The sequence below is a fragment of the Streptomyces sp. NPDC050549 genome (assembly GCF_040655035.1).
Lineage (GTDB): Bacteria > Actinomycetota > Actinomycetes > Streptomycetales > Streptomycetaceae > Streptomyces.
This window is the reverse complement of the sequence record NZ_JBFAJD010000031.1, coordinates 54,297-78,828: the sequence shown is the minus strand read 5'-3', so window position 1 is coordinate 78,828 and position 24,532 is coordinate 54,297. Positions and strand designations below refer to the sequence as shown.

At 71.6% G+C, this 24,532-nt stretch carries 23 protein-coding genes; 15 read left to right on the top strand and 8 right to left on the bottom strand.

Annotated elements, in window-relative coordinates:
- Positions 1–14: 14 nt before the first annotated feature.
- On the top strand, positions 15–344 hold the full coding sequence (locus tag AB0I51_RS34585) for a rhodanese-like domain-containing protein (protein ID WP_362982154.1): 330 nt from the start codon (positions 15–17) through the stop codon (positions 342–344).
- Between the two features lie 18 nt (positions 345–362).
- Here the strand turns inward: AB0I51_RS34585 and AB0I51_RS34580 are convergent, their stop codons facing one another.
- The gene (locus AB0I51_RS34580) at positions 363–1,496 is read right to left on the bottom strand and encodes an acyl-CoA dehydrogenase family protein (RefSeq protein WP_362982099.1); all 1,134 of its coding nucleotides are present in this window, start codon (positions 1,494–1,496) and stop codon (positions 363–365) included.
- 194 nt (positions 1,497–1,690) lie between these two features.
- On the opposite strand from AB0I51_RS34580, the gene AB0I51_RS34575 reads away from it, so the two are divergent.
- The 3 genes from AB0I51_RS34575 to AB0I51_RS34565 are packed head-to-tail and all read left to right on the top strand — an operon-like array spanning position 1,691 to position 4,412.
- On the top strand, positions 1,691–2,449 hold the full coding sequence (locus tag AB0I51_RS34575; RefSeq protein ID WP_362982097.1) for a DUF5819 family protein: 759 nt from the start codon (positions 1,691–1,693) through the stop codon (positions 2,447–2,449).
- Positions 2,446–3,669, top strand: coding sequence for an HTTM domain-containing protein (locus AB0I51_RS34570; RefSeq protein ID WP_362982095.1), 1,224 nt, complete (start codon positions 2,446–2,448; stop codon positions 3,667–3,669). The genes AB0I51_RS34575 and AB0I51_RS34570 overlap by 4 nt, the downstream gene beginning before the upstream one ends.
- Complete coding sequence (locus tag AB0I51_RS34565) at positions 3,666–4,412, top strand: TrmH family RNA methyltransferase (RefSeq protein ID WP_362982093.1); 747 nt, start codon at positions 3,666–3,668, stop codon at positions 4,410–4,412. The genes AB0I51_RS34570 and AB0I51_RS34565 overlap by 4 nt, the downstream gene beginning before the upstream one ends.
- 28 nt (positions 4,413–4,440) lie before the next feature.
- On the opposite strand, the gene paaN is transcribed toward AB0I51_RS34565, so the two are convergent.
- Positions 4,441–6,132, bottom strand: coding sequence for a phenylacetic acid degradation protein PaaN (paaN, locus tag AB0I51_RS34560; protein WP_362982091.1), 1,692 nt, complete (start codon positions 6,130–6,132; stop codon positions 4,441–4,443).
- A gap of 172 nt (positions 6,133–6,304) precedes the next feature.
- Here paaN and AB0I51_RS34555 point away from each other — a divergent pair, with 172 nt between their 5' ends.
- Positions 6,305–7,819 carry a 3-hydroxyacyl-CoA dehydrogenase gene (locus AB0I51_RS34555; RefSeq protein ID WP_362982089.1) on the top strand — a complete coding sequence of 505 codons (1,515 nt, stop codon included), beginning with the start codon at positions 6,305–6,307 and terminating at the stop codon, positions 7,817–7,819.
- Entirely contained in the window at positions 7,816–8,412 is a 597-nt protein-coding gene (locus AB0I51_RS34550; protein WP_362982087.1) for a TetR/AcrR family transcriptional regulator, read from the top strand. Before AB0I51_RS34555 ends, AB0I51_RS34550 begins: the two co-directional genes overlap by 4 nt.
- 11 nt (positions 8,413–8,423) lie before the next feature.
- Here the strand turns inward: AB0I51_RS34550 and AB0I51_RS34545 are convergent, their stop codons facing one another.
- Positions 8,424–8,909, bottom strand: coding sequence for an Lrp/AsnC family transcriptional regulator (locus tag AB0I51_RS34545; protein WP_019073528.1), 486 nt, complete (start codon positions 8,907–8,909; stop codon positions 8,424–8,426).
- 189 nt (positions 8,910–9,098) lie between these two features.
- Here AB0I51_RS34545 and pdhA point away from each other — a divergent pair, with 189 nt between their 5' ends.
- The 7 genes from pdhA (at position 9,099) to AB0I51_RS34510 (ending at position 17,086) form a co-directional block, all read left to right on the top strand.
- Positions 9,099–10,232 carry a pyruvate dehydrogenase (acetyl-transferring) E1 component subunit alpha gene (pdhA, locus tag AB0I51_RS34540; RefSeq protein ID WP_362982085.1) on the top strand — a complete coding sequence of 378 codons (1,134 nt, stop codon included), beginning with the start codon at positions 9,099–9,101 and terminating at the stop codon, positions 10,230–10,232.
- Positions 10,232–11,236 carry an alpha-ketoacid dehydrogenase subunit beta gene (locus AB0I51_RS34535; protein ID WP_362982083.1) on the top strand — a complete coding sequence of 335 codons (1,005 nt, stop codon included), beginning with the start codon at positions 10,232–10,234 and terminating at the stop codon, positions 11,234–11,236. Before pdhA ends, AB0I51_RS34535 begins: the two co-directional genes overlap by 1 nt.
- Positions 11,236–12,543: a dihydrolipoamide acetyltransferase family protein gene (locus tag AB0I51_RS34530; RefSeq protein WP_362982081.1), complete on the top strand. Its 1,308-nt coding sequence runs from the start codon at positions 11,236–11,238 to the stop codon at positions 12,541–12,543. The genes AB0I51_RS34535 and AB0I51_RS34530 overlap by 1 nt, the downstream gene beginning before the upstream one ends.
- 54 nt (positions 12,544–12,597) lie before the next feature.
- On the top strand, positions 12,598–13,527 hold the full coding sequence (locus tag AB0I51_RS34525) for an NTP transferase domain-containing protein (RefSeq protein ID WP_362982079.1): 930 nt from the start codon (positions 12,598–12,600) through the stop codon (positions 13,525–13,527).
- On the top strand, positions 13,524–14,903 hold the full coding sequence (locus AB0I51_RS34520; RefSeq protein ID WP_362982077.1) for a molybdopterin molybdotransferase MoeA: 1,380 nt from the start codon (positions 13,524–13,526) through the stop codon (positions 14,901–14,903). Before AB0I51_RS34525 ends, AB0I51_RS34520 begins: the two co-directional genes overlap by 4 nt.
- The gene (locus AB0I51_RS34515; protein WP_362982075.1) at positions 14,900–15,994 is read left to right on the top strand and encodes a potassium channel family protein; all 1,095 of its coding nucleotides are present in this window, start codon (positions 14,900–14,902) and stop codon (positions 15,992–15,994) included. The genes AB0I51_RS34520 and AB0I51_RS34515 overlap by 4 nt, the downstream gene beginning before the upstream one ends.
- A gap of 111 nt (positions 15,995–16,105) precedes the next feature.
- Positions 16,106–17,086: an NAD(P)H-quinone oxidoreductase gene (locus AB0I51_RS34510; RefSeq protein ID WP_362982073.1), complete on the top strand. Its 981-nt coding sequence runs from the start codon at positions 16,106–16,108 to the stop codon at positions 17,084–17,086.
- On the opposite strand, the gene AB0I51_RS34505 is transcribed toward AB0I51_RS34510, so the two are convergent.
- Positions 17,083–17,706 carry a hypothetical protein gene (locus AB0I51_RS34505; RefSeq protein ID WP_362982072.1) on the bottom strand — a complete coding sequence of 208 codons (624 nt, stop codon included), beginning with the start codon at positions 17,704–17,706 and terminating at the stop codon, positions 17,083–17,085. The genes AB0I51_RS34510 and AB0I51_RS34505 overlap by 4 nt on opposite strands.
- Positions 17,707–17,822: 116 nt before the next feature.
- Here AB0I51_RS34505 and AB0I51_RS34500 point away from each other — a divergent pair, with 116 nt between their 5' ends.
- Positions 17,823–18,362 carry a bacterial proteasome activator family protein gene (locus AB0I51_RS34500; protein WP_362982070.1) on the top strand — a complete coding sequence of 180 codons (540 nt, stop codon included), beginning with the start codon at positions 17,823–17,825 and terminating at the stop codon, positions 18,360–18,362.
- Between the two features lie 62 nt (positions 18,363–18,424).
- Here the strand turns inward: AB0I51_RS34500 and AB0I51_RS34495 are convergent, their stop codons facing one another.
- Positions 18,425–20,059: a protein kinase gene (locus tag AB0I51_RS34495; protein ID WP_362982068.1), complete on the bottom strand. Its 1,635-nt coding sequence runs from the start codon at positions 20,057–20,059 to the stop codon at positions 18,425–18,427.
- A 321-nt stretch (positions 20,060–20,380) separates the two neighbouring features.
- On the opposite strand from AB0I51_RS34495, the gene AB0I51_RS34490 reads away from it, so the two are divergent.
- Entirely contained in the window at positions 20,381–21,964 is a 1,584-nt protein-coding gene (locus tag AB0I51_RS34490) for a protein kinase (RefSeq protein ID WP_362982066.1), read from the top strand.
- Positions 21,965–22,039: 75 nt separating this feature from the next.
- Here the strand turns inward: AB0I51_RS34490 and AB0I51_RS34485 are convergent, their stop codons facing one another.
- The 3 genes from AB0I51_RS34485 to AB0I51_RS34475 all read right to left on the bottom strand — a co-directional run bounded on the left by AB0I51_RS34485 (position 22,040) and on the right by AB0I51_RS34475 (position 24,271).
- Positions 22,040–23,044: a phosphotransferase gene (locus tag AB0I51_RS34485; protein WP_362982064.1), complete on the bottom strand. Its 1,005-nt coding sequence runs from the start codon at positions 23,042–23,044 to the stop codon at positions 22,040–22,042.
- Between the two features lie 113 nt (positions 23,045–23,157).
- Positions 23,158–23,559: a pyridoxamine 5'-phosphate oxidase family protein gene (locus AB0I51_RS34480; protein WP_362982062.1), complete on the bottom strand. Its 402-nt coding sequence runs from the start codon at positions 23,557–23,559 to the stop codon at positions 23,158–23,160.
- A 49-nt stretch (positions 23,560–23,608) separates the two neighbouring features.
- Positions 23,609–24,271: a response regulator transcription factor gene (locus tag AB0I51_RS34475; protein WP_362982060.1), complete on the bottom strand. Its 663-nt coding sequence runs from the start codon at positions 24,269–24,271 to the stop codon at positions 23,609–23,611.
- Between the last annotated feature and the right edge of the window lie 261 nt (positions 24,272–24,532).

Sequence of the window (24,532 nt, the reverse complement as noted above, 5' to 3'; positions counted from 1 at the left end):
GTTTCGGATCTGGTGTGCCCACGGTCGAGGTCGGCGACCTCAAGGACGACGACTTCCTGCTGGACGTCCGCGAGGACGACGAGTGGCAGGCGGGTCACGCCACGGGGGCGCTGCACATCCCCCTCAGCGAATTCGTGTCCCGGTACGGCGAGTTGACCGAGGCGGCGCCGCAGGACGGCAGGGTCCATGTGATCTGCCGCTCCGGCGGGCGCTCGGCCCAGGTCACGACGTATCTGACCCAGCAGGGCATCGACGCCGTGAACGTCGACGGCGGTATGCAGGTGTGGGCCGCCGTGGGCCGCCCGGTCGTCACGGACGAGGGTCAACCGGGCTTCGTTCTCTAGGACTTCGGACTTCGGGCCCTAGCCCAGCGGGTGGGCCGCCAGCAGGTCCCCCAGTGCCTCCTCGTGTGCCGCCGCCGGGCCGAGCGACAGCTCCAGGTGCTTGGCCCAGGCGTGGTACCGGTGCAGGGGATAGTCGGTGTCGGCGCCGAACCCCCCGTGCAGATGCTGCGCGGTCTGCACGACCCGTCGTACCCCCTCCGCCGCCCAGATCTTGGCCACGGCCAGGTCCGCGGCGGCGGGCAGCGCGCCCGGTGCGCCCGAGGCGATCCGCCAAGCGGCCTGCCACAGCGTGGCCTCCATCGCGCGCAGGTCGATGTATCGGTCGGCTGCCTGCACGGCGACGGCCTGGAAGGTCGCGACGGGGAACCCGAACTGCTCGCGCTTGCCGGTGTATTCGGCGGTCATGCGCAGGACGGCGGTGCCGAGCCCGAGGGCCAGCGCGCAGGTGCCGGCGGTCAGCAGGTCGCGCAGCCACTCCCAGGCGCCGTCGGCGTCGATGACGTCGACCACCGCGATCGGCACGGATTCCAGGCGCAGTTCGGCGAGCCGCTCGCCGGTGGTGGAGAGCTGCTCGGCGAGGACCACGCCGTCGCGGTCCGGAGCGACCAGGGCGAGGACGCTCCGGTCGGCGTCCGTGTGCGCCGGTACGACGACCAGGTCCGCGTTGTACGCCCATGGCACCGCCGTCTGCACCCCGTCCAGCAGCCACCGGTCGCCGTCCCGCCGTGCCGTCACCGCGAGCTCGGCCGGGTCATGGCCGGTCCGCCCGTTCGCGGCGACGGTCAGTACGAGCTCGCCGCGGGCCGCCCGGGCGAGCAGGCCGGACCTCAGCTCCTTGCTCCCGAAGGCCTGTACGGCCGCCGCGGCGGCGCTGCTCTCCAGGAGCGGCACCCTGGCCAGCACCTTCGCGGACTCCCGCAGCAGCAGACAGAGGGCGATGGCGTCCAGGCCGGCTCCGCCGTACTCCTCGTCGAGCAGCAGGCTCAGCAGGTCGGCCTCCGCGAGCCTGGTCCACAGCGCCCGGTCGAAGTCCTCGGCGACGGCACCCGTGGTGTCCGCCGGACTGGGCACGGAGTCCGGCACGACATCGGCGAACACCCCCGCGGCCGCCTCGGCCGCCGCCTGCTGCTCCTCGCTGAAGGTGAAGTCCACGGTTCCCGTCCTTCCGCAAGACCTGATCTGACGGAGCGTCAAGATAGAACACGTTCTACAAGAAGGGAACGGCTCGGCCGGTCGTCCCACGGACAACATGACAAGGTGCATGGCCTGTGAGGATCGGGACTGTGCCCGGAGCGCGGGTCTGAGTACCGTTCCGTGCGACGGACTGGAATCGGGAACGGGGCGGAATGGACACGAACGACGGAGGCTCGAACGCCCCCGAGGAGCCGCACGTGCCCGCGCAGCAGCCCCCACCCCCGCCTCTTCCCTCGCCTCCGCCCCCGCCCGCACCGGACCCGCCCGTCGGAGTCACCGCGCTGTCCCTGCGCTACCAGGTGGGCGCCGCGCTGGCGGTCGCGGTCGTCTCGGTCGCCGCCCTGGTCCATCTCGGGATGGTGTTCCTGCACGTCGCGCCGTCGAACACGGTCACGAAGCAGCACGGCAAGGCGATCGACGAGTGGATCTACCCGGAGTTCGAGCAGAACTGGAAGCTGTTCGCGCCGAACCCCTTGCAGCAGAACATCGAGGTCCAGGTGCGCGCCGACATCCGCACGGCGGCCGGTGAGACCCGTACGACCGGCTGGTACGACCTGTCGGCCGAGGACGGCGCGGCCATCGACGGCAATCTGCTGCCGAGCCACACCGAGCAGAACGAGCTGCGCCGGGCCTGGGACTTCCTGACCGCCACGCGCGACGGCGAGAACCGTCCCGTGGGGGTGCGCGGCACGCTTGCGGAGACGTATCTGCGCCGCATCGTCGTGCTGCGCCTGGGCCGGGACGACGCGGCCGGACCGGGCGGCACCGTCCAGCGCGTCCAGGTCCGCTCCCGCACCACCAACGTGCCCCCGCCCGAGTGGAGTGACGAGCAGGTGTCGACCACGCCCCAGTACCGCACGCTGCCCTGGTGGCCGGTTCCGGCGGACGAGGGCGCGGGAGGTGTCCGGTGAGCGGTTTCGCCCCGTCGGTCTCCCGCGGTATCGCCCGCGTCACCGAGTCGGCCCTCGGCCCCTACCAGAGCGCCGTGATCCGTATCGGCTTCGCCGCGACCTGGCTGCTGTTCCTGCTGCGCGAACTGCCCCACCGCCAGGAGCTCTACGGCCCCGACGGACCCTGGAGCTGGGATCTCGCCCGGCAACTGATCGCGGACAACGGCGCGTTCACGGCCCTGATGTGGTCCGACGGGCAGTTCTGGTTCGAGACGGTGTACGCGCTGGCCGTACTGGCGAGCGTCCTGCTGCTGCTGGGCTGGCGCACCCGGACGACGTCCGTGCTCTTCATGGTCGGTGTGCTCTCGCTGCAGAACCGCAGCGTCTTCATGGGCGACGGCGGCGACAACGTCCTGCACCTGATGTCCCTCTATCTGGTGTTCACCCGCTGCGGCCAGGTCTGGTCCCTCGACGCGCGCCGGGCCGCCCGCACCCGGGAGGCACGCGCGCGTGGGGAGCGGATTCCCGACCGGGCCGGGCCCGTCCTGTGGGTCGTGCTCGGCGTGGTGCTCGTCGCGGTGACCTCGGCCGGCCGCTTCGACAGCGACTGGTTCGTGCCCGCGCTCCTGTGGGCCGTCTGGCTGGCGCAGGCCCTGTGGTGGGCGGTCGGGCGGTACGCGAAGTCGTACGAGCCCCGGGTGCTGCTGGACGTCGTGGCGAACGTGATCCACAACGGCGCCCTGTTCGTCATCGCGACCGAGGCCTGCCTGATCTACGCGACGGCAGGCTGGTACAAGATCCAGGGCTCCCGCTGGCAGGACGGCACCGCCGTCTACTACCCGCTCCACCTCGACTACTTCTCCCCCTGGCCCGGTCTCGCCGACGTGCTGTCCTCCAGCGGCACGATGGTGATGCTGGTGACCTACGGGACGGTGATCGTGCAGGTCGCCTTCCCGTTCACGCTCTTCAACCGGCGGGTCAAGAACGTCCTGCTGGCCCTGATGATGACCGAGCACGCGGTGATCGCCGTGCTCCTGGGACTGCCGTTCTTCTCCCTGGCGATGATCGCGACGGACGCGGTCTTCCTGCCGACGTCGTTCCTGCGCCGGCTCGGCGGATGGGCGGCACGCGCGCGTGGACGGTGGTTCACGCGGGGCGGCTCTGCGGTGCCGGACGGGGAGCCGGGGGAGCCGCGTGCCCCGGAGAACCCCGAGCACAGCCACGTAGGCTTCACCGCATGACCGACCCCGCAGCGGCCGACTGGCACCGGCTCGCCGAGACCGCCGTGCTGCTCGACGGCTTCCACGCCCTCAAGCACGCACTGCGCTTCGGCGCCGAGGTCCCGCTGGCGGTCACCACGGGCCGACGGGCGGCCCTCGCCCTCGCCACCGACCTGGCCCCCGACGTACGGGACACCCTGGACGCCCTGCTGACGGAGGTCCCGGAGACCGCGTACCGCTCCTTCGTACCGCGCCCCCACCCGACAGGGGTGGCCGCGCTGGCCGTACGACCCGCACGCGCGGCCAACCTGGAGCGGCTCGGGCACCTGCCCCGCCGTACCCCCGTCGTGGTCCTCGACAACCCGCGCAACCTCGGCAACGCAGGCGCCGTGATCCGCCTCGCCGCCGGTTTCGGGGCGACCGGGGTGGTCACCACCGGGACGCTCGACCCCTGGCATCCCACGGTCGTCCGCGCGGGGGCGGGCCTGCACTACGCGACCGCGGTGGAGCGGCTGACCGTGGAAGAGCTCCCTCCTGGTCCGGTGTTCGCCCTCGACCCGGAGGGCGACGACATCCGGGGACTCAAACTCCCGGACGACGCCGTCCTCGCCTTCGGCTCCGAACGCAGCGGCCTCTCGATCGAACTACGCGCCCGCACCGACCACTTGGTGTCCCTCCCGATGCGCCCCCAGGTCTCCAGCTACAACCTGGCGACGAGCGTGGCGATGACCCTCTATCACTGGAGCACTGCAGCGCCCCTCTAGGGGCGCAGAAACCGCACCCCCCGAGCTCCTAGGCGTCCCGACGAACCTCGACGACCCGGAACCGGTTCGCGACAAACGCCCCGTCACACAGCGCCGCATTGGCAGCCGGGTTGCCACCAGACCCGTGGAAGTCCGAGAACGCGGCAGTCTGATTGACGAACACCCCACCCGTCAGGTTCAGCGACAACTGCGCCGCCTCCTCCAGACAGACCTCCTCGACGGCCTTCTCGACCTCCGCGTCGGTGGTGTACGCACCGACCGTCATCGCCCCCTTCTCCCGCACCGTCCGCCGCAGCAGCTCCACCGCGTCGGACGCCGAGTCGACCGCGACGGCGAAGGAGACGGGCCCGAAGCACTCGCTCATGTAGGAGGCCTCGTCGTCGGGCTTGGCGCCGTCCAGCTTCACGATGACGGGCGTGCGGACGACCGCGTCCGGGAAGTCCGGGTTGGCGATCTCCCGTGAGGCGAGGGCGACTTCGCCGAGGGAGGCGGCTGCCTCCAGGCGGGCCTTCACGTCCGGGTTGACCAGCGCGCCGAGCAGGCCGTTCGCGCGGGCGTCGTCGCCCAGGAGGCCGTCCACGGAGCGTGCGAGGTCGGCGACGACCTCGTCGTAGGACTTGGGGCCCTGGTCGGTGGTGATGCCGTCGCGGGGGATCAGCAGGTTCTGCGGGGTGGTGCACATCTGTCCGCTGTACAGGGACAGCGAGAAGGCGAGGTTGGACAGCATGCCCTTGTAGTCGTCGGTCGACTCGACGACCACCGTGTTGACGCCGGCCTTCTCCGTGTAGACCTGCGCCTGGCGGGCGTTGGCCTCCAGCCAGTCGCCGAAGCCGGTCGAGCCCGTGTAGTCGATGATCCGGATCTCGGGGCGGATGGCGAGCGTCTTGGCGATGCCCTCACCGGGACGCTCGGCGGCCAGCGCCACCAGGTTCGGGTCGAAGCCGGCCTCGGTGAGCACCCCGCGGGCGATCTGCACGGTGAGCGCGAGCGGCAGTACCGCGCGCGGGTGGGGCTTCACCAGGACCGCGTTGCCGGTGGCGAGGGAGGCGAACAGGCCCGGATAGCCGTTCCACGTCGGGAAGGTGTTGCAGCCGATGACCAGGGCGGTACCGCGCGGGACCGGCGTGAACTCCTTGTTCATCACGAGCGGGTCGCGCTTGCCCTGGGGCTTGGTCCACTCCGCGACGGCGGGCGTGCGGACCTGCTCGGCGTACGCGTAGGCCACCGCCTCCAGGCCGCGGTCCTGGGCGTGCGGGCCGCCCGCCTGGAACGCCATCATGAAGGCCTGGCCGCTGGTGTGCATGACCGCGTGCGCGAACTCGTGCGTCCGGTCGCTGATCCGCTTGAGGATCTCGATGGAGACCACGGCACGCGTCTCCGCGCCCGCGTCCCGCCAGGCCCGCTGCCCGGCGCGCATGGCCGGCAGCAGCACGTCGAGGTCGGCGTGCGGGTACGTCACGCCCAACTCGATGCCGTACGGCGACACTTCGCCGGCCACCCAGTCGTCCGTGCCGGGCTGGCCGAGGTCGAGGCGGGTGCCCAGGAGGGCGTCGAAGGCGGCCTTGCCCGCCGCCGCGTCCAGGCTGCCGTGCTCGCCGTAGGCCTTCGGGTGTTCGGGGTGCGGTGACCAGTACGCGCGCGTGCGGATCGCTTCGAGCGCCTGGTCGAGTGTCGGCCGGTGCCGGGCGATGAGCTCGTGCGCGGTCGGTTCGGCGGCCATGCGGTACCAACTCCTCTTCTCAAGAACTCGTCTGCGAGCTCATGACCTGGGCAGGAACAGGGGAAGGATCAGGGGCGGGAACAGGCGGTCAGAGTTAGAGTAACCGAACGATCGGTCGGGACAAGGGGGTCCGCCGCATCTGTGGAAAACCCCGTGCGGGAGGATCGCGGACATGACAGCACTGGACCTCAGCAGCCCCGTGGCCGTCGTCGGCACCGGCACCATGGGCCAGGGCATCGCCCAGGTCGCGCTGACCGCGGGTCACGTCGTACGGCTGTACGACGCCGTTCCGGGGCGGGCCCGGGACGCGACCGCCTCGATCGGCGCCCGGCTCGACCGCCTCGTCGAGAAGGACCGGCTCACCGCCGCCGACCGGGACGCCGCACACGCCCGTCTGCTGCCCGCCGAGACCCTCGCCGAGCTCGCGGACTGCACCCTGGTCGTCGAGGCCGTGCTGGAGCGGCTGGACGTCAAGCAGCAGTTGATGCGCGACCTGGAGGACATCGTCGGCGAGGACTGTCTGCTCGCCACCAACACCTCGTCCCTGTCGGTGACGGCCATCGGCGGCGCCCTGCGCAATCCCGGCCGCTTCCTGGGCCTGCACTTCTTCAACCCGGCTCCGCTGCTGCCGCTCGTCGAGGTCGTCTCCGGGTTCGCCACCGACGTCACGTCGGCCACGCGCGCGTACGAGATGTCCCGCGCCTGGGGCAAGACCCCCGTCGCCTGTGCCGACACCCCCGGCTTCATCGTCAACCGCATCGCCCGGCCCTTCTATGCCGAGGCCTTCGCGGTCTACGAGGCACAGGCCGCCGACCCGGCCACCATCGACGCGATCCTGCGCGAGTCCGGCGGCTTCAAAATGGGCGCTTTCGAACTGACCGACCTCATCGGCCAGGACGTCAACGAGTCCGTCACGCACTCCGTGTGGCAGTCCTTCTTCCAGGACGTCCGCTTCACGCCCTCGCTCGCCCAGCGCCGCCTGGTCGAGTCCGGCCGCCTCGGCCGCAAGACCGGGCAGGGCTGGTACGACCACGGGGACGACGCCGAGCGGCCCGAGCCGCACACCGCGGAACCGGCCCAGGCGCCCGCCTACGTCGTCGTCGAGGGCGACCTGGGCCCCGCCGCCGACCTGGTCGCGCTGATCCGCGAGGCGGGCATCGTCGTCCGCGAGGAGGAAGAGGACCACGGCACCCGCATGGTGCTGCCCGGCGGCGGACAGCTGGCGCTCGCCGACGGACAGACCTCCGTGGAGTTCCGTGACGTCGTCTACTTCGACCTCGCCCTCGACTACCGCAGGGCCGGCCGCATCGCCCTGTCCTCCTCCCAGGACACCGCGTCGGGGACTATCTCCGAGGCGATCGGCCTCTTCCAGGCGCTCGGCAAGGACGTCAGCCTCATCGGGGACGCCCCCGGGATGATCGTCGCCCGCACGGTGGCCCGGATCGTCGACCTGGCGCACGACGCCGTCGCCAAGGGCGTCGCCACCGAGGAGGACATCGACACCGCGATGCGCCTTGGTGTCAACTACCCCCTGGGTCCGTTCGAATGGAGCCGCAGGCTCGGCCGCAGCTGGGCCTACGACCTCCTGGACGACCTGCACCTGCGTGATCCGTCGGGACGGTACGCGCCGTCCCTGGCGCTCTACCGCCACGCGTACGCCACCGAGAAGCGGGAGGGCACCCCATGACCACCGCCAAGCGCGACACGTACACCCCCGAGAGCCTGCTCTCCGTCGCCGTCCAGGTCTTCATCGAGCGCGGCTACGACGGCACCTCCATGGAGCACCTCGCCAAGGCGGCCGGCATCTCCAAGTCGTCGATCTACCACCACGTCACCGGCAAGGAGGAGCTCCTGCGCCGCGCGGTCAGCCGCGCCCTGGACGGCCTCTTCGGGATCCTCGACGAGGAGCACGCGCGCGTGGGGCGTGCCGTGGAGCGGCTGGAGTACGTCGTGCGGCGGATGGTCGAGGTACTGACCTCCGAGCTGCCGTATGTGACGCTGCTGCTGCGGGTGCGCGGCAACACGGACACCGAGCGGTGGGCCCTGGAGCGGCGGCGGGAGTTCGACCACCAGGTGGCCGACCTGCTGAAGGCCGCGGCGGCCGACGGCGATCTGCGCGGCGACGTGGAGGTACGGCTCGCGACCCGGCTCGTCTTCGGGATGATCAACTCCATCGTGGAGTGGTACCGGCCCGACGGACGGGGCATGGGGGAGCGCGAAGTGGCCGACGCGGTGGCCCAGTTGGTGTTCGCCGGGCTGCGCGCGCAGAGCCAGGGCTGAGCCGCGGAAGGTCAGCCCTGCGGCTCCAGGTCCTCCTCCTCGAACACCAGCAGCGTGCGCGAACTCAGCACCTCGGGGATGGCCTGGAGCCGGGTCAGCACCAGCTCGCGCAGCGCCCGGTTGTCCGGAGTGTGCACCAGCAGCAGGACGTCGAAGTCGCCGCCCACCAGCGCGATGTGCGAGGCGCCCGGCAGCAGTCTCAGCTGCTCTCGGACCGTGCGCCAGGAGTTCTGCACGATCTTCAGGGTGATGTACGCCGACGTGCCCTGACCCGCGCGTTCATGGTCGACCCGGGCCCCGAAGCCGCGGATGACACCGTCCTCGATGAGCCTGTTGATACGCGCGTAGGCGTTGGCGCGCGAGACGTGCACCCGTTCGGCGACCGACCTTATCGACGCGCGGCCGTCCGCCTGGAGCATCTGGAGGATGTCCTGATCGATGGCGTCGAGCGGACGCGGGGGCGGCAGCTCACGTCCCGCCTCCGGGCCGTCGGCCATTTGTTCAGGTGCCATGTCCCCCCGCCTCCCTACCATGGACGTACTGCGTTCATTTCAGGTTGTGGAGAACCGTTTGTCCACAGCCTGAAGCCGCCTGTAGCCAAAATGTGCCGACGACCGAACAATCGGTAGGGAGGCGCCGCACGTCCGAGGCGTCTCTCCGAGCCACTCCCCCGAGGAGGTGCCGTCATGACGGTCATGGAGCAGCGGGGCGCGTACAAGCCCACACCGCCGCCCGCCTGGCAGCCGCGCACGGACCCCGCGCCGCTGCTGCCCGACGCCGTGCCGTACCGCGTGCTCGGCACCGAGGCCGCCGCGCAGGCCGCCCCCGAACTACTGCGCCGCCTGTACGCCCAGCTGGTGTCCGGCCGCCGGTACAACGCGCAGGCCACGGCCCTCACCAAGCAGGGCCGGCTCGCCGTGTACCCCTCCACCACCGGCCAGGAGGCCTGCGAGGTCGCCGCCGCGCTGGTCCTCCAGGAGCAGGACTGGCTCTTCCCCAGCTACCGCGACACCCTCGCCGCCGTCGCCCGAGGCCTCGACCCCGTGCAGGCCCTCACCCTGCTGCGCGGCGACTGGCACACCGGCTACGACCCGCGCGAGCACCGCATCGCCCCGCTGAGCACTCCCCTCGCCACCCAGCTCCCGCACGCCGTGGGCCTCGCCCACGCGGCCCGTCTCAAGGGCGACGACGTGGTTGCGCTCGCCATGGTCGGCGACGGCGGCACCAGCGAGGGCGACTTCCACGAGGCGCTGAACTTCGCGGCCGTCTGGCAGGCCCCGGTCGTCTTCCTGGTCCAGAACAACGGCTTCGCGATCTCCGTCCCGCTCGCCAAGCAGACCGCGGCCCCGTCGCTGGCACACAAGGCCGTCGGCTACGGCATGCCCGGCCGCCTGGTCGACGGCAACGACGCGGTCGCCGTGCACGAGGTCCTCGGCGACGCCGTACGGCGCGCACGCGAGGGCGGCGGTCCCACGCTCGTCGAGGCGATCACGTACCGCATCGAGGCCCACACCAACGCCGACGACGCGACCCGCTACCGCGGCGAGACCGAGGTCGAGGCCTGGCGCGCGCACGACCCGATCGCCCTCCTGGAGCACGAACTGACCGAACGCGGCCTCATCGACGAGGCCGGCATCCGGGCCGCCCGCGACGCCGCCGACGCCATGGCGGCCGAACTGCGCGCGCACATGAACCAGGACCCGGTGCTCGACCCCATGGACCTGTTCGCCGACGTGTACGCCGAACCCACCCCCCAACTGCGCGAACAGCGCGCACAGTTGGCGGCGGAGCTCGCGGCCGAGCGGGAGGGGACGCACTGATGACTACCGTCGCCCTCAAGCCGGCCACCATGGCGCAGGCCCTCACGCGCGCGCTCCGCGACGCCATGACCGCCGACCCCACCGTGCACGTCATGGGCGAGGACGTCGGCACCCTCGGCGGCGTCTTCCGCGTCACCGACGGCCTCGCGAAGGAGTTCGGCGAGGACCGCTGCACGGACACCCCCCTCGCCGAGGCCGGCATCCTCGGCACGGCCGTCGGCATGGCCATGTACGGCCTGCGCCCGGTCGTGGAGATGCAGTTCGACGCCTTCGCCTACCCGGCGTTCGAGCAACTGATCAGCCATGTCTCCCGCATGCGCAACCGCACCCGCGGCGCCATGCCCCTCCCCATCACCGTCCGTGTCCCCTACGGCGGTGGCATCGGCGGAGTCGAGCACCACAGCGACTCCTCCGAGGCCTACTACATGGCCACCCCGGGCCTGCACGTCGTCACCCCCGCGACGGTCGCCGACGCCTACGGCCTGCTGCGCGCCGCGATCGCCTCCGACGACCCGGTCGTCTTCCTGGAGCCCAAGCGCCTGTACTGGTCGAAGGACACCTGGAACCCCGAAGAGCCCTCACCCGTTGAACCGATAGGCCGCGCCGTGGTCCGCCGCCCGGGCAGCAGCGCGACACTGATCACCTACGGCCCGTCCCTGCCCGTCTGCCTCGAAGCCGCCGAGGCGGCCCGGGCCGAGGGCTGGGACCTCGAAGTCGTCGACCTGCGCTCCCTGGTGCCCTTCGACGACGAGACGGTGTGCGCGTCGGTACGGCGGACCGGCCGCGCGCTCGTCGTGCACGAGTCCGGCGGCTACGGCGGCCCGGGCGGCGAGATCGCGGCCCGCGTCACGGAGCGCTGCTTCCACCACCTGGAGGCACCGGTGCTGCGCGTCGCCGGGTTCGACATCCCGTATCCGCCGCCGATGCTGGAGCGGCACCACCTGCCCGGCGTCGACCGGATCCTGGACGCCGTGGGACGGCTGCAATGGGAGGCCGACAACTGATGGCACAGGTACTGGAGTTCAAGCTCCCCGACCTCGGCGAGGGCCTCACCGAGGCGGAGATCGTGCGCTGGCTGGTCCAGGTCGGTGACGTCGTCGCCATCGACCAGCCGGTCGTCGAGGTCGAGACGGCCAAGGCGATGGTCGAGGTCCCCTGCCCCTACGGCGGTGTGGTCACGGCCCGCTACGGCGAGGAGGGCACCGAACTGCCCGTGGGTGCCCCGCTGTTGACGGTCGCGGTCGGGGCACCGGCCGCCGACACCGACGCGGAGACCGAGGGCTCGGGGAACGTGCTGGTGGGTTACGGCACGGGGGCGCCTCCGGCGCGGCGGCGGAGAGTCCGGCGGATGGCAGCCGATGTCGTCACGTCGGTGGCGGACGCCCCCGGCCCCGGGACCGGCGGTCGCGGCGACGGTCCCGTACCCGTGATCTCGCCCCTCGTACGACGGCTCGCGCGCGAGAACGGCCTGGAACTGCGCGAGTTGACGGGTTCCGGACGGGACGGGCTGATTCTGCGGGCGGACGTCGAGAAGGCGCTCCGCGCGGCGGCGGCCCAGGAGGCGACAGCGCAGGAAGCGACTCTCCTGCCCCCGGCCACGCGCCCCGCGACCACCACCGACGGAGTCGCCCGCACCCCCCTCCGCGGCATCCGAGGAGCCGTGGCCGACAAGCTCTCCCGCAGCCGCCGCGAGATCCCCGACGCGACCTGCTGGGTGGACGCCGACGCGACCGAGCTGATGCGCACCCGCGCGGCCATGAACGCCGTGGCCGGGCCCAAGATCTCCGTACTGGCGCTCCTTGCCCGGATCTGCATGGCCGCGCTGGCCCGGTTCCCCGAGCTCAACTCCAGCGTGGACATGGAGGCGAGGGAGGTCGTCCGCTTCGACCGGGTGCACCTCGGCTTCGCCGCGCAGACCGAGCGCGGGCTCGTCGTACCCGTCGTACGGGACGCGGGGGCACGGGACGCGGAGGCGCTGAGCGCGGAGTTCGCCCGGCTCACCGAGGCGGCCCGGGCCGGGACGCTGACCCCCGGGGACCTCACCGGCGGGACCTTCACGCTCAACAACTACGGGGTCTTCGGAGTCGACGGCTCCACGCCGATCATCAATCACCCCGAGGCGGCCATGCTCGGGGTCGGCCGGATCGTCCCCAAACCGTGGGTGCACGAGGGCGAGTTGGCGGTGCGCCAGGTCGTCCAGCTCTCGCTCACCTTCGACCACCGGGTCTGCGACGGCGGTACGGCGGGCGGTTTCCTGCGATATGTGGCCGACTGTGTGGAACAGCCGGCGGTGCTGCTGCGCAACCTGTGATCACGGAAGCCCGCACAAGTTCCCTGTGATCAGGGCGGCACGCATACTCGGTGGGTGACCACGTACGAGCCCACCGACACCGTGCCCGGCGACGCGTACGACGCCGTCGTGCTCGCCGGCGGTGGTGCCCGGCGGCTCGGCGGTGCCGACAAGCCCGGGCTGCGCGTGGGCGGCCGGGCTCTGCTCGACCGGGTGCTCACCGCCTGCGCCGACGCCCGGACCACCGTCGTGGTGGCCGATCCCCGGCCCACCTCCCGCCCGGTGCGCTGGGCGCGCGAGGACCCGCCCGGCGCGGGCCCGGTCGCCGCGCTCGACGCCGGTCTGCGCCGCACCACGGCCGACACCGTCCTGGTCCTCTCCGCCGACCTGCCGTTCCTCGAACCGGCAACCGTACGGCGGCTGTTGACCGCCCTGCGGACCGGCGGCACCGAAGGCGCGCTGCTGACCGACGCCGACGGACGTGACCAGCCCCTCGTGGCCGCGTACCGCGCGCCGGCACTCCGCCGAGAACTCACCGCGCTCATGAAAGAGCACGGCGGCCTCACCGGGCTGCCCCTGCGCCGGCTGACCGCCGCGCTCGATCTCACCCGCGTCCCTGACCCCGTCGCGTCCTTCGACTGCGACACCTGGGACGACCTCGCCATCGCCAGGGCACGCATCAGGGAGCATGGGCACGTGTTGGATGAATGGATTTCCGCAGTCAAGGACGAACTGGGCATCGACCTGGACGTCGACACCGGCATCCTGCTCGACCTCGCCCGCGACGCAGCCCACGGAGTGGCCAGACCCGCCGCCCCGCTGACCACCTTCCTGGTCGGCTACGCGGCGGCGCAGGCCAAGGGCGGCCCCGAAGCGGTAGCCGAGGCGGCCCGCAAGGCCGCCGCCCTCGCGCTGCGCTGGGCCGACGAGGACACCCCCGGGACCGGGCCCGACGCCAAGCCGGAGACCCCGTCCGACGCTCCCGGTCCGGACGCCGCCGGGTGACCGCGCGCGGCACGCACAGCGGCGAGCACGCCCAGGACGTCGAGGACCTCGACGTCGAGGAGGTACTCGCCCTCGTGAACGAAGCCGGCACCGGCGGCCCCGCCGAGCCCTCGCCGACACCGCAGGGCACGTCTCAAGCCCCCGGCGTGTCCCGCGAGCCGGACACCCGGCAGCACAGGGCCACCCCCTGGCCCGAGGCCCGTGCGGTCGCAGCCCGCGCCGCACGGTCCGGCGGCCACCGTGCCCCCGTCTCCGTGCCCCTCGACTCCGCCCTCGGCCTGGTCCTGGCCGCGCCCCTCGTCGCCCTGAGCGACCTGCCCTCGTTCGACACCTCCGCGATGGACGGCTGGGCGGTCGCGGGCCCCGGCCCCTGGGACGTACGCGAGGACGGGGTGCTCGCCGGACACGCGGAGCCGGAGCCGCTCAGCGACGGCGAGGCCGTGCGGATCGCGACCGGCGCCCGTGTCCCCGCCGACACCACCGCTGTCATCCGCAGCGAGCACGGCCGCACCGACGACAAGGGACGGCTCCACGCGGCCCGGGACGTCGGACACGGCCAGGACATTCGCCCGCGCGGCCAGGAGTGCCGCAGCGGCGACCACCTCCTGCCCGGCGGCACCCTGGTGACCCCCGCGGTGCTCGGTCTCGCCGCGGCCGCCGGCTACGACACACTCACCGCCGTACCCCGCCCCCGGGTCGAAGTCCTCATCTTGGGCGACGAGTTGCTCACCGAGGGGCTGCCCCACGACGGGCTCATCCGGGACGCGCTCGGCCCGATGCTGCCGTCCTGGCTGCGCGCGCTCGGCGCCGAGGTCATCGCGGTCCGCCGGCTCCGCGACGACGAGAAGGCGCTGCACAAGGCGATCTCGGCCAGCACCGCCGACCTCGTCGTCACCACCGGTGGCACCGCCTCCGGACCGGTCGACCACGTCCACCCCACCCTGCACCGCCTCGGAGCCGAACTCCTAGTGGACGGCGTCAAGGTGCGCCCCGGCCACCCCATGCTGCTGGCCCGCATCAAGGACGACCAGCACCTCGTGGGCCTGCCCGGCAACCCCCTCGCCGCGATCTCCGGCCTGCTCACCCTCGCTGAACCGCTGCTGCGGACCCTGTCGGCACACCCGGCCCCGGAGCCGTACGCGCTGCCCCTCCAGGAGGCGGTGCACGGTCACCCGTACGACACCCGGCTGATCCCCGCCGTCCTGCGCGGCGACTCCGCGATTCCGCTGCACTACAACGGCCCGGCGATGCTGCGCGGGATCGCGGCGGCCGACGCACTCGCGGTCGTGCCGCCGGGTGGGGCGCGGCAGGGGCAGGCGACGGAGCTCATCGATCTACCCTGGGCGGTCGCCGGAATCGGGGTGTGTTTCACGTGAAACAGTCGGGCCATGATGCGATCGCCCGCCAGGCGGACGAACATCTCGTGACCCATCGGGTGAAACTCCCGAAGAAAGTGGTCGAGCACCCCTTCCAGCAGGTCGCCAAGCGGCTGTCCATCGCGTTGTTCCTGCTGGTCGCGACCGCACTGATCGTCTATGCCGACCACGACGGCTACAACGACAACTCGGACGGCTCGGTCGACTTCCTCGACGCGCTGTACTACGCCACGGTCACCCTCTCGACCACCGGCTACGGCGACATCACCCCGGTCGGCGACAGCGCCCGGCTCACCAACATCCTCGTCGTCACGCCCCTGCGCGTGCTGTTCCTGATCGTCCTGGTCGGCACGACCCTGGAAGTCCTCACCGAACGCACCCGGGAGGAATGGCGTCTGAATCGCTGGAGGTCCGCGTTGCGCGACCACACCGTCGTCGTCGGCTTCGGTACGAAGGGGCGGTCGGCGATCCAGACCGTGTGCGCGACGGGGCTGAAGAAGGAACAGGTCGTCGTGGTCGACCCCAGTGCGAAGGCGATCGAGGCCGCGAGCGGTGACGGGTACGTCGGGGTCGTCGGGGACGCCACCCGCAGCGAGGTCCTGAAGCGTGCCGAGGTGCACAAGGCGCGGCAGATCATCATCGCGACCCAGCGCGACGACACGGCCGTGCTGGTGACTCTCACGGCCCGGCAGCTCAACCGCGGCGCGAAGATCGTGGCCGCCGTGCGCGAGGAGGAGAACGCGCCGCTGCTCAAGCAGTCCGGCGCCGACGCCGTCATCACCAGCGCCAGCGCGGCCGGCCGCCTCCTCGGCCTGTCCGTGCTCAGCCCCGCCGCCGGCATGGTCATGGAGGACCTCATCCAGCAGGGCAGCGGGCTCGACATGACCGAACGCCCCGTCATAAAGGCCGAGGTGGGCAAGACACCCCGCGAGACGGACGACCTGGTGGTGAGCGTCGTACGCGGTCACCGGGTGCTCGGCTACGACGACCCGTCGATCGGGACACTGCAGTTGACGGACCGGCTCATCACCATCGTGCGGGTCTCGCCCGGCTCGCAGGTCGCGCCGGACATCCGGCCGCTGCCGGAGTGATCGACCCTCGGCGGCCGGCCGCATCCGAAGTGACACACCCGGGCGGTCCGCCGCGTCCGGAGTGACAGACCTTCGCTGGTCGGCCCTATGACGAGGAGTAGCGTCGGGCCCATGCATGCGATCACGATTTCCGAACCTGGTGGGCCCGAGGCGCTGGTGTGGGACGAGGTCCCCGATCCGGTGGCCGGCGATGGCGAGGTCCTGGTCGAGGTGGTGGCCACCGCCGTCAACAGGGCCGACATCATGCAGCGCCAGGGTTTCTACGACCCGCCGCCCGGTGCGTCCCGCTACCCCGGCCTCGAATGCTCCGGCCGGATCACCGAGGTCGGCCCCGGGGTCTCCGGATGGTCGGTCGGCGACGAGGTGTGCGCGCTGCTCGCGGGCGGCGGCTACGCCGAGAAGGTCGCCGTACCGGCAGGGCAGCTGCTGCCGGTGCCGCAGGGCGTCGACCTCAAGCACGCGGCCGCGCTGCCCGAGGTGGTCTGCACGGTCTGGTCGAACGTGTTCATGGTTGCCCACCTCCGCCCCGCCGAGACCCTGCTCGTGCACGGCGGCTCCAGCGGCATCGGAACGATGGCGATCCAGCTCGGCAAGGCGGTCGGCGCGAAGGTCGCCGTCACGGCCGGCACCAAGGAGAAGCTGGACTACTGCTCCGAGTTGGGCGCCGACATCCTGGTCAACTACCGCGAGCAGGACTTCGTCGCCGAGGTCGCGCGGGCCACGGGCGGTGCGGGCGCCGACGTCATCCTCGACAACATGGGCGCCAAGTACCTGGACCGCAATGTCCAGGCCCTCGCCGTCAACGGGCGGCTCGCGATCATCGGGCTGCAGGGCGGCATCAAGGCCGAACTCAACATCGCCGCCCTCCTCGGCAAGCGGGCCGCGATCAGTGCGACCTCGCTGCGGGCCCGCCCGCTCGGTGAGAAGGCGGCCATCGTCGCCGCCGTACGCGAGCATGTGTGGCCGCTGATCGCCTCCGGCCAGGTCCGTCCGGTCGTCGACCGGGAGCTGCCGATGAGCGAGGCGGCGGCAGCGCACCAAGTGGTCGAGGACAGCGGGCACATCGGAAAGGTGCTGCTCGTCGCGCCCTAACCCCGGCGCACCCGGAGACCGATGAAGGCGAGCCCCAGGCCGAGCCCGATGAGGATCAGGCCGCTGCCCAGCGGCAGGATCCGCAGCACGGGCTCGGTGGGGTCCTCGGCGTGGGCGACGGTCTGGTGCACGGGTTGGAGCGGCGGCGAGGACGGCACGACCCCCGTCACTCCTGTGTCCTGGGACGGCGACGCGGAGTCGGCGGGCGTCGGAACTGCCGAACGGCCACCGTCGCCGCTCTCGTCCGCCGCCGGCTCGGCGGTGTCCCCGTCGTCGGCTCCGCTTTCGTCCTCCTCCGCGCTCGGCTGAGCCGTCCGCCCCGGCCGTTCCCGCCCTTCGCCGGCCCGGCTTCCGGCCCGGGAGGCCTCGGCGGAGGCGTGAGAGGGGGCCTTGGCGGGGTCTTGAGCGGGGTCCTGAGCGTGGTGGTCGGGACCGGAAGCGGGCTTCCGGGCGGTAGCGGAGGCCGAGGGAGAAGAAGGGGTGTGGGCGGCGCCGGACGCGGGTGCATCCCCGGCGCCCCCCACTCCCACGCCGTACGCCGGAACACCCCCGCACGGATTCACCACCGCGCCCGTGCCCAGCACAAGGAGCAGTCCCGCGGTGCGCAGCCATGAAGTCACGGGACAAGCGTCACATCAGGCCAGTTTCCCGGCATTCCGGGTTCGGGCAAACGGTGGATCACCTTACGAGGGGGGCACCACGGTGGTGAGGTGTACGGGTGCGAGAGAATGGCGGCATGGAGATGCCGAGGAACGAAAGGTCACCGGAGAAGCCTCAGATCTTGGTCGTGGGCCAGGACGGGATGGCGCTCGGTGGCACCGGGGACGAGGACTCCCGAGAGATCCCGGTGACGGAGATGGTTGAACAGCCCGCCAAGGTCATGCGGATCGGCAGCATGATCAAGCAGCTCCTGGAGGAGGTGCGAGCGGCTCCTCTCGACGAGGCGAGCCGGGTGCGGCTCAAGGAGATCCACGCCAGCTCGGTGAAGGAGCTGGAGGACGGTCTGGCGCCGGAGCTGGTCGAGGAGCTGGAGCGGCTCTCGCTGCCCTTCACGGACACGGCGATCCCGAGCGATGCGGAACTCCGTATCGCGCAGGCGCAGTTGGTGGGCTGGCTGGAGGGACTCTTCCACGGGATCCAGACCACGCTGTTCGCCCAGCAGATGGCCGCGCGGGCGCAGCTGGAGCAGATGCGCCGGGCACTGCCGCCGGGTGTCGGTGACGGCGCCGAGGAGGGCCAGCCGGGCGGGGGCCGGGTGGGCGGCCCGTACCTGTAGACACCCCCACATGTTCAAAGGGCCCGGCAGCAGTCGCTGCCGGGCCCTTCCGCATCACGGGGTCAGGACGGGTTGCCCGTCGAGACGCCCAGCTGGATCTGGGGCATGTCCTTGGGGTCCACGTCCGTGTCGGCGGCCGGGAACTGGTCCATGACCGTGCCCTGGCCGTAAGTGTTCTCGTCCTCGTACTTGATCTTCACCTTCCAGCCCGCGGCCTGGAGGCAGGACTTGACCGAGTCGATGTACTTGAACTGGAAGTCCGGGACCCGGATCTTGGTGGAGTCGTTGTACGACTCCTCCGGCTCCGTGCACGCGGTCTTCTCGATCGTCTTCGACGTATCGCCGTCGCGGTGGCCCTCCACCCCCGTCGCCGAGCTGCTCGCGCTGGAACTGCTGCCGCTGCTGCCCTGGTCGTCCGAGCCCCCGTTGGCCGACGCCAGGCGTGCTATCAGCGAGACGATCACAATGAGAGTGACGATGACCGCGCCGATGACCACCGGCTTGTTGCTGCGGCCGCCTCCTCCGGGGGTCGGCGTCGGGTGCTGCGGGTTCAGGTTGTACGGCGGCGGGGTCGAGATGCCCTGCTGCCCGAACCCGACCGAGGCCGGCGTCTGGTAACCCGGCTGCTGCGGATAGCCGTAGGCGGGCGAGGGCGGCGTGGGCGCCGGGGTGCCGTGGTACGGGCCCGGGTGGTACGGCGTCTGTACGGGGCCGGTGGGCGCCGGGGCCGCCTGGTCGACCGGCGGGAACACCGCGGAGGCGACACCGGCGCCGCTCTGCGCGGGTGCGCCCGGCACGATGCTCGGGGCCGCCGCGTGCAGCGAGGACGCCACGCGCAGACACTCCTCGCGCATGGACTCGGCGTTCGGGAAGCGCTCGTTCGGGTTCTTCTTCAGCGCGCGGGCGACCAGCGCGTCCACGGCCGGCGGCAGCGAACGGTTGATCGAGGAGGGCGCGACCGGCTCCTCCTGCACATGCGCGTACGCGATGGCCAGCGGCGAGTCGGCGTCGAACGGCAGCCGCCCGGTGACCAGTTGGAACAGCATGATGCCGACCGAGTACAGGTCGCTGCGCGCGTCCACGCCCCGGCCGAGCGCCTGCTCCGGTGAGAGATACTGCGGGGTGCCGACGACCATGCCGGTCTGCGTCATCGAGGTGACCCCGGACTGCATGGCGCGGGCGATGCCGAAGTCCATGACCTTCACGACGCCGCGCTTGGTCATCATCACGTTGCCCGGTTTGATGTCCCGGTGGACCAGGCCCATCTCGTGGCTGATGTCCAGCGCCGCCAGTACGTCCGCGGTGATCTTCAACGCCTTGTCGGCGGGCATCGCGCCGAACTGCCGTACGTCCTCGTCGAGTACGGAGCCGAGCGGGCGGCCCTCGACGTACTCCATGACGATGTACGGCATCGTCGAGCCGTCGAGCGCGTCCTCGCCGGTGTCGAAGACCGAGACGATGTTGGTGTGCGTGAGCTTGGCCACGGCCTGGGCCTCGCGGCGGAAGCGCTCGCGGAAGGCCTGTTCACGGCCGAGCTCGGTGTGGAGTGTCTTGATCGCCACCTGGCGGTCGAGCACCGAGTCGTAGGCGAGGTGCACCGAGGCCATGCCGCCCTCGCCGAGCAGGTCGCGCAGCTGGTAGCGGCCACCCGCCAGCGCGCGGCCCGTATACCGGCCGTGTGGGCCGTCCTGGCTCATGTTCCGTGTCCCCCATCGGCGCCGGCTCGGTGATCGACTGTGCCATTCCCGGCCAAGTCTGCCGGAGGGCACTGACACGTCAAGCGCGGTGCCCGTTCCGTGACCGTACGCGAAAGAAGAGTCGTGGAAGCGTTACAGGTGCTGTACCGGCGGTACACAGAATTTGCACGACGGCGCGTGATACCGATTTGATGGCCGGTCCGTCTGCGGACGTTTCCGGCACTGATCCCGGAACGGCGGCTTGCGCCGAGCCTGTAGCGTGGCCGACGGAGACCGTAACAACACCGCGCGCACCGCGGGCAGAAACGACGGCGAGGACTGATGGCACAGCAGCACGCTCAGGGCCCGTCCGACCCCGAGGCGGCTGGCGGCGGAATGTCGGACGCACCGGAACTGTGGGGCAACGGCGGCCTGGTCGGCGACGGCCGGTACCGGCTGACCCACAGACTGGGCCGGGGCGGTATGGCCGAGGTTTTCGCGGCCGAGGACGTCCGGCTCGGGCGCACGGTCGCGGTCAAGCTGCTCCGCTCCGACCTGGCCGAGGACCCGACCTCCAAGGCCCGCTTCACGCGTGAGGCACAGTCGGTGGCCGGGCTCAACCACCACGCGATCGTCGCCGTCTACGACTCCGGCGAGGACACGGTGTCCACGGGCGGCTACGGCACGGGCGGCGGCCAGTCCGTGCCCTACATCGTCATGGAGATCGTCGAGGGCCGGACGATCCGCGACCTGCTCCTGAACGCCGAGGCGCCCGGGCCCGAGCAGGCCCTGATCATCGTCTCCGGCGTCCTTGAGGCGCTCGCCTACTCGCACCAGCACGGCATCGTGCACCGCGACATCAAGCCCGCGAACGTGATCATCACGCACAACGGCGCCGTCAAGGTCATGGACTTCGGCATCGCCCGCGCCCTGCACGGGGCGTCCACGACGATGACGCAGACCGGCATGGTCATGGGCACGCCCCAGTACCTCTCCCCGGAGCAGGCGCTCGGCAAGGCCGTCGACCACCGCTCCGACCTGTACGCGACGGGCTGCCTCCTCTACGAACTCCTCGCGCTGCGGCCCCCGTTCACCGGCGAGACCCCGCTGTCGGTGGTCTACCAGCACGTCCAGGACATCCCGGTCCCGCCGTCCCAGACCTCGAACGGTGTCTGCCCGCCGGAGCTCGACGGCCTCGTCATGCGCTCTCTCGCCAAGGACCCGGACGACCGTTTCCAGACGGCGGAGGAGATGCGCGGGCTGGTCCAGTACGGCCTGCAGATGCTCTACGACCAGGGCGGCCACACCGGCACCTGGAACACCGGCCCGGTGACCGTGGCGAACGGTCAGGGGACCCCGCCCGGGGGCTTCGCCGGCACGACCGTGATGCCCCAGGGCGACCCCTCCGGCACCGCGCAGATCCCGCAGCCGATCCTGCCGGGCGGTTACGGCAACGGCGACGACGGCGGCTTCGAGGGGCACGGCAACCACGGCAGCGGCCGGGGCAAGCTGTGGATCCTCGCCGTGCTCGCGGTGATCGCCATCGCGGCGGGTGTGGCGCTGGCCATGAACAACACCGGCAACGGCAGCGGCGGTTCGGGCACCTCGCAGTCGCCGACCACCTCGCAGTCCGCCACGGACGACCAGTCCAGCGAGACACCGAGCGACGAGGCGTCGGCCACGCCGTCGGACACGCAGACGGACGACAGCGGCACGAGCTCCGGTTCGGGCTACACGCCGTCGCGCACCCCCTCGTACACCCCGTCGAAGACGGCCTCCGAGGAGCCGTCGAACACCCCGACCCCGTCCGCCACGGAGCCGTCGGACACCCCGACCGCGAGCACCTCGCCGGATCCGACGGACACGGGCGACCCCGGTGCCGACGGCGGTACCGGCACCGTCGCCGGAGCCCTGGGCGGCGGCTGACCTTCACGCACCCCGACACGCGCGCGTGCGCCCCGTAACAGGGGTCCACGCGCGCGTGCCGTTTTCCGCCGTCCTCTAGAGGGCGCACTCCGTGAAGGCCTCGCACACCGCGTCGTACTCCCGGGTCCACCACACGGCGAGCGCCGAGGCGGCCGGGAACTGCGGGTCCGCGCGGGTGTCGCCGCGTTCGTAGTGCCAGCGCAGCATCCAGAAGTCGTTGAGCCGCTCCCACCAGACCCGGTGCACGGCGGCGGCGAGTTCGGAGGGCGTGGCCCGCGCGGCCCGCCGGTACGCGTGCGCGTACGCCCGCACCTTCGGCAGGTCGAGCGCGCCGTCGGGCCGTACGAAGAAGATCGCGGCGGCGCGTACGGCCTCCTCGGCGCGGGGTTGTACGCCGAGCCGGTCCCAGTCGACGATCGCGGCGGGGGCGTCGCCCTTGTAGAGCAGGTTGAACGGGTGGAAGTCCCCGTGCACCCACCCCACGCAGCCCCCGCGCGGCGGACGCCGGTCGGCGTGCCGTTCCAGCAGCTCCCGCCGCTCCAGCAGCCGGTGCCGTGCCAGTTCGTCGAAGGCGTCGGGGGGCCGGTGCCTGCGGACGTGCCCGAGCAGGTCGTCGATGAGGGCGAAGGTGTCGGCGGGGTCGGCGCCCGGCGCGCACTCCACGCGCTGTCCCGGCATCACCCGCTCCAGGCTCGCGTGGACGACCCCCAGCAGCGCGCCCAGGCGGCCGCACTGGACGGTGGTCAGCTGGCCGCCGTGGCGGTGGCGGCCGTCGATCCAGGGGTGCAGGGCGTAGGCGTGACCGCCCACGACGGCGACCGTACGGCCGTCGCGGTCCGGCAGCGGCGGGGCGACGGGGACGCCGAGGTCGGCCAGCCGCCGGGTCGCGGAGTGCTGGCGGGCGATCGCCGCCGGGTCCGCGGTCTCGGGGTCGAAGTGGTGCTTGAGGAAGTAGCGGCCCCGGGTGGTGCGGAGCCGGTAGCCGCGGTTCAGGAGGCCCTGCTCGACGGGTTCGCAGGTGACGGCGGACCCGGCGGCGTACTGGCTCAGGAGGGCGCCCAGCGGGGGCGCGTGGGGCACGGGGGGTGGTACACGTAAGGGCGGCACGCGGCCGATGCTAGGGCACGCAACGGGCCCGTGAGCTGCAGTTTGTCACAGAAAGTCACCGATCGGTCGTCGGTGGTCGCTTTCGGTCACGGGGTGGGCCCGAAGTGCCGTTCCGGGCCGCCGTCCGCCGAGTGCACGGTGCCGAGCCGCGGTTCGATGCGCAGGTACACCATCGCGTCCCGGGCCGGCCCGAAACGTTCGACCTGGTCGGCCGTCGGCTCGTGCGGTTCGCATGTGCCGATCACCTGTACGGACCACAGCTCCTCGCCCGGCCCGGCCGAGTCCAGGTTGTCTGCCCCGTAGGCGACGACGCTGCCCACGCACGCGTGGTGGTAGCCGTGGCTCCGGGGCATGCGCAGCAGCAGCCGTCCGTCCTGGACGATGTGGCCGGCGAGGGCCAGGAAGGGCAGCGCCCGCAGGGTGGTCGCCACCCTGCCGTGGTCGGTGCGGGAGAGCAGGGCGATGGCCGGCTGTGCGTCCTCGGACATGTGACCACTGTCGGCGCGTCCGGCCTCCCGGGGGAGAGGTCTTTGGTCCCTAATCGCGCCGCCGCTCGGCCTGTCTGCGGGCGACGTAGGCCGCCGCCTGCGAGCGCCGCTCCATACCGAGTTTGGAAAGCAGACTCGACACGTAGTTCTTGATGGTCTTCTCCGCGAGGTGCAGCCGCTCGCCGATCGCCCTGTTGGTGAGTCCCTCCCCGATCAGGTCGAGGATCCTGCGCTCCTGGTCGGTGAGGGCGTCGAGCCCGTCGTCCGGCTTGGCGCCGCCGTTGCGCAGCCGTTCCAGGACCTGGGCGGTCGCCACCGGGTCCAGCAGCGACTTCCCGGCCGCGACATCCCGTACGGCACTCAGCAGTTCGTTCCCCCGGATGGCCTTCAGGGCGTACCCGGAAGCACCCGCCATGATCGCGTCGAACAGAGCTTCGTCGTCCGCGAACGAGGTCAGCATCAGGCACTTCACCGACTCGTCCCGCGCGCGGATCTCCCGGCACACCTCGACACCGCTGCCGTCCGGGAGCCGTACGTCCAGGATCGCGACGTCCGGGCGCACGGCCGCGATCCGCACCAGGGCGTCGGCCGCCGTGCCGGCCTCGCCCACCACCTCGATGTCCTCCTCCACGGAGAGCAACTCGTGGACACCTCTGCGTACCACTTCATGGTCATCGAGGAGAAAAACACTGATTTTTCCGTCTTCGCGCACGCCGCAAGTCTCACACGCGGCCTCTTCCCGTGCCCGAGGTGACCGGGATAACGTGCCGTTGTTCCGGCCCCCTGCAAGGCTGTGACCAGGAGTTGTTCCCGACTTTGCCGATTTACTTGGAAATCCAAGCAAAATCGCAGGTCAGGAGGGGTTTCACAGAATTGTGGAGCACTGGGTAACGTGCCTTTTGCAGGGCGCTCGCCGGGGCACCTGTCACGCCTGCTCCCGACGAACCGCACCCACCCTGTGCGTCCGTGGGGC

Bases quoted from the DNA above. Each gene is read 5' to 3' on its own strand.
- AB0I51_RS34575 (WP_362982097.1), top strand. From the start codon at position 1,691: ATGGACACGAACGACGGAGGCTCGAACGCCCCCGAGGAGCCGCACGTG.
- AB0I51_RS34565 (WP_362982093.1), top strand. From the start codon at position 3,666: ATGACCGACCCCGCAGCGGCCGACTGGCACCGGCTCGCCGAGACCGCC.
- paaN (WP_362982091.1), bottom strand. From the start codon at position 6,132: ATGGCCGCCGAACCGACCGCGCACGAGCTCATCGCCCGGCACCGGCCG.
- AB0I51_RS34555 (WP_362982089.1), top strand. From the start codon at position 6,305: ATGACAGCACTGGACCTCAGCAGCCCCGTGGCCGTCGTCGGCACCGGC.
- AB0I51_RS34550 (WP_362982087.1), top strand. From the start codon at position 7,816: ATGACCACCGCCAAGCGCGACACGTACACCCCCGAGAGCCTGCTCTCC.
- AB0I51_RS34545 (WP_019073528.1), bottom strand. From the start codon at position 8,909: ATGGCCGACGGCCCGGAGGCGGGACGTGAGCTGCCGCCCCCGCGTCCG.
- pdhA (WP_362982085.1), top strand. From the start codon at position 9,099: ATGACGGTCATGGAGCAGCGGGGCGCGTACAAGCCCACACCGCCGCCC.
- AB0I51_RS34535 (WP_362982083.1), top strand. From the start codon at position 10,232: ATGACTACCGTCGCCCTCAAGCCGGCCACCATGGCGCAGGCCCTCACG.
- AB0I51_RS34530 (WP_362982081.1), top strand. From the start codon at position 11,236: ATGGCACAGGTACTGGAGTTCAAGCTCCCCGACCTCGGCGAGGGCCTC.
- AB0I51_RS34510 (WP_362982073.1), top strand. From the start codon at position 16,106: ATGCATGCGATCACGATTTCCGAACCTGGTGGGCCCGAGGCGCTGGTG.
- AB0I51_RS34500 (WP_362982070.1), top strand. From the start codon at position 17,823: ATGGAGATGCCGAGGAACGAAAGGTCACCGGAGAAGCCTCAGATCTTG.
- AB0I51_RS34495 (WP_362982068.1), bottom strand. From the start codon at position 20,059: ATGAGCCAGGACGGCCCACACGGCCGGTATACGGGCCGCGCGCTGGCG.
- AB0I51_RS34490 (WP_362982066.1), top strand. From the start codon at position 20,381: ATGGCACAGCAGCACGCTCAGGGCCCGTCCGACCCCGAGGCGGCTGGC.
- AB0I51_RS34480 (WP_362982062.1), bottom strand. From the start codon at position 23,559: ATGTCCGAGGACGCACAGCCGGCCATCGCCCTGCTCTCCCGCACCGAC.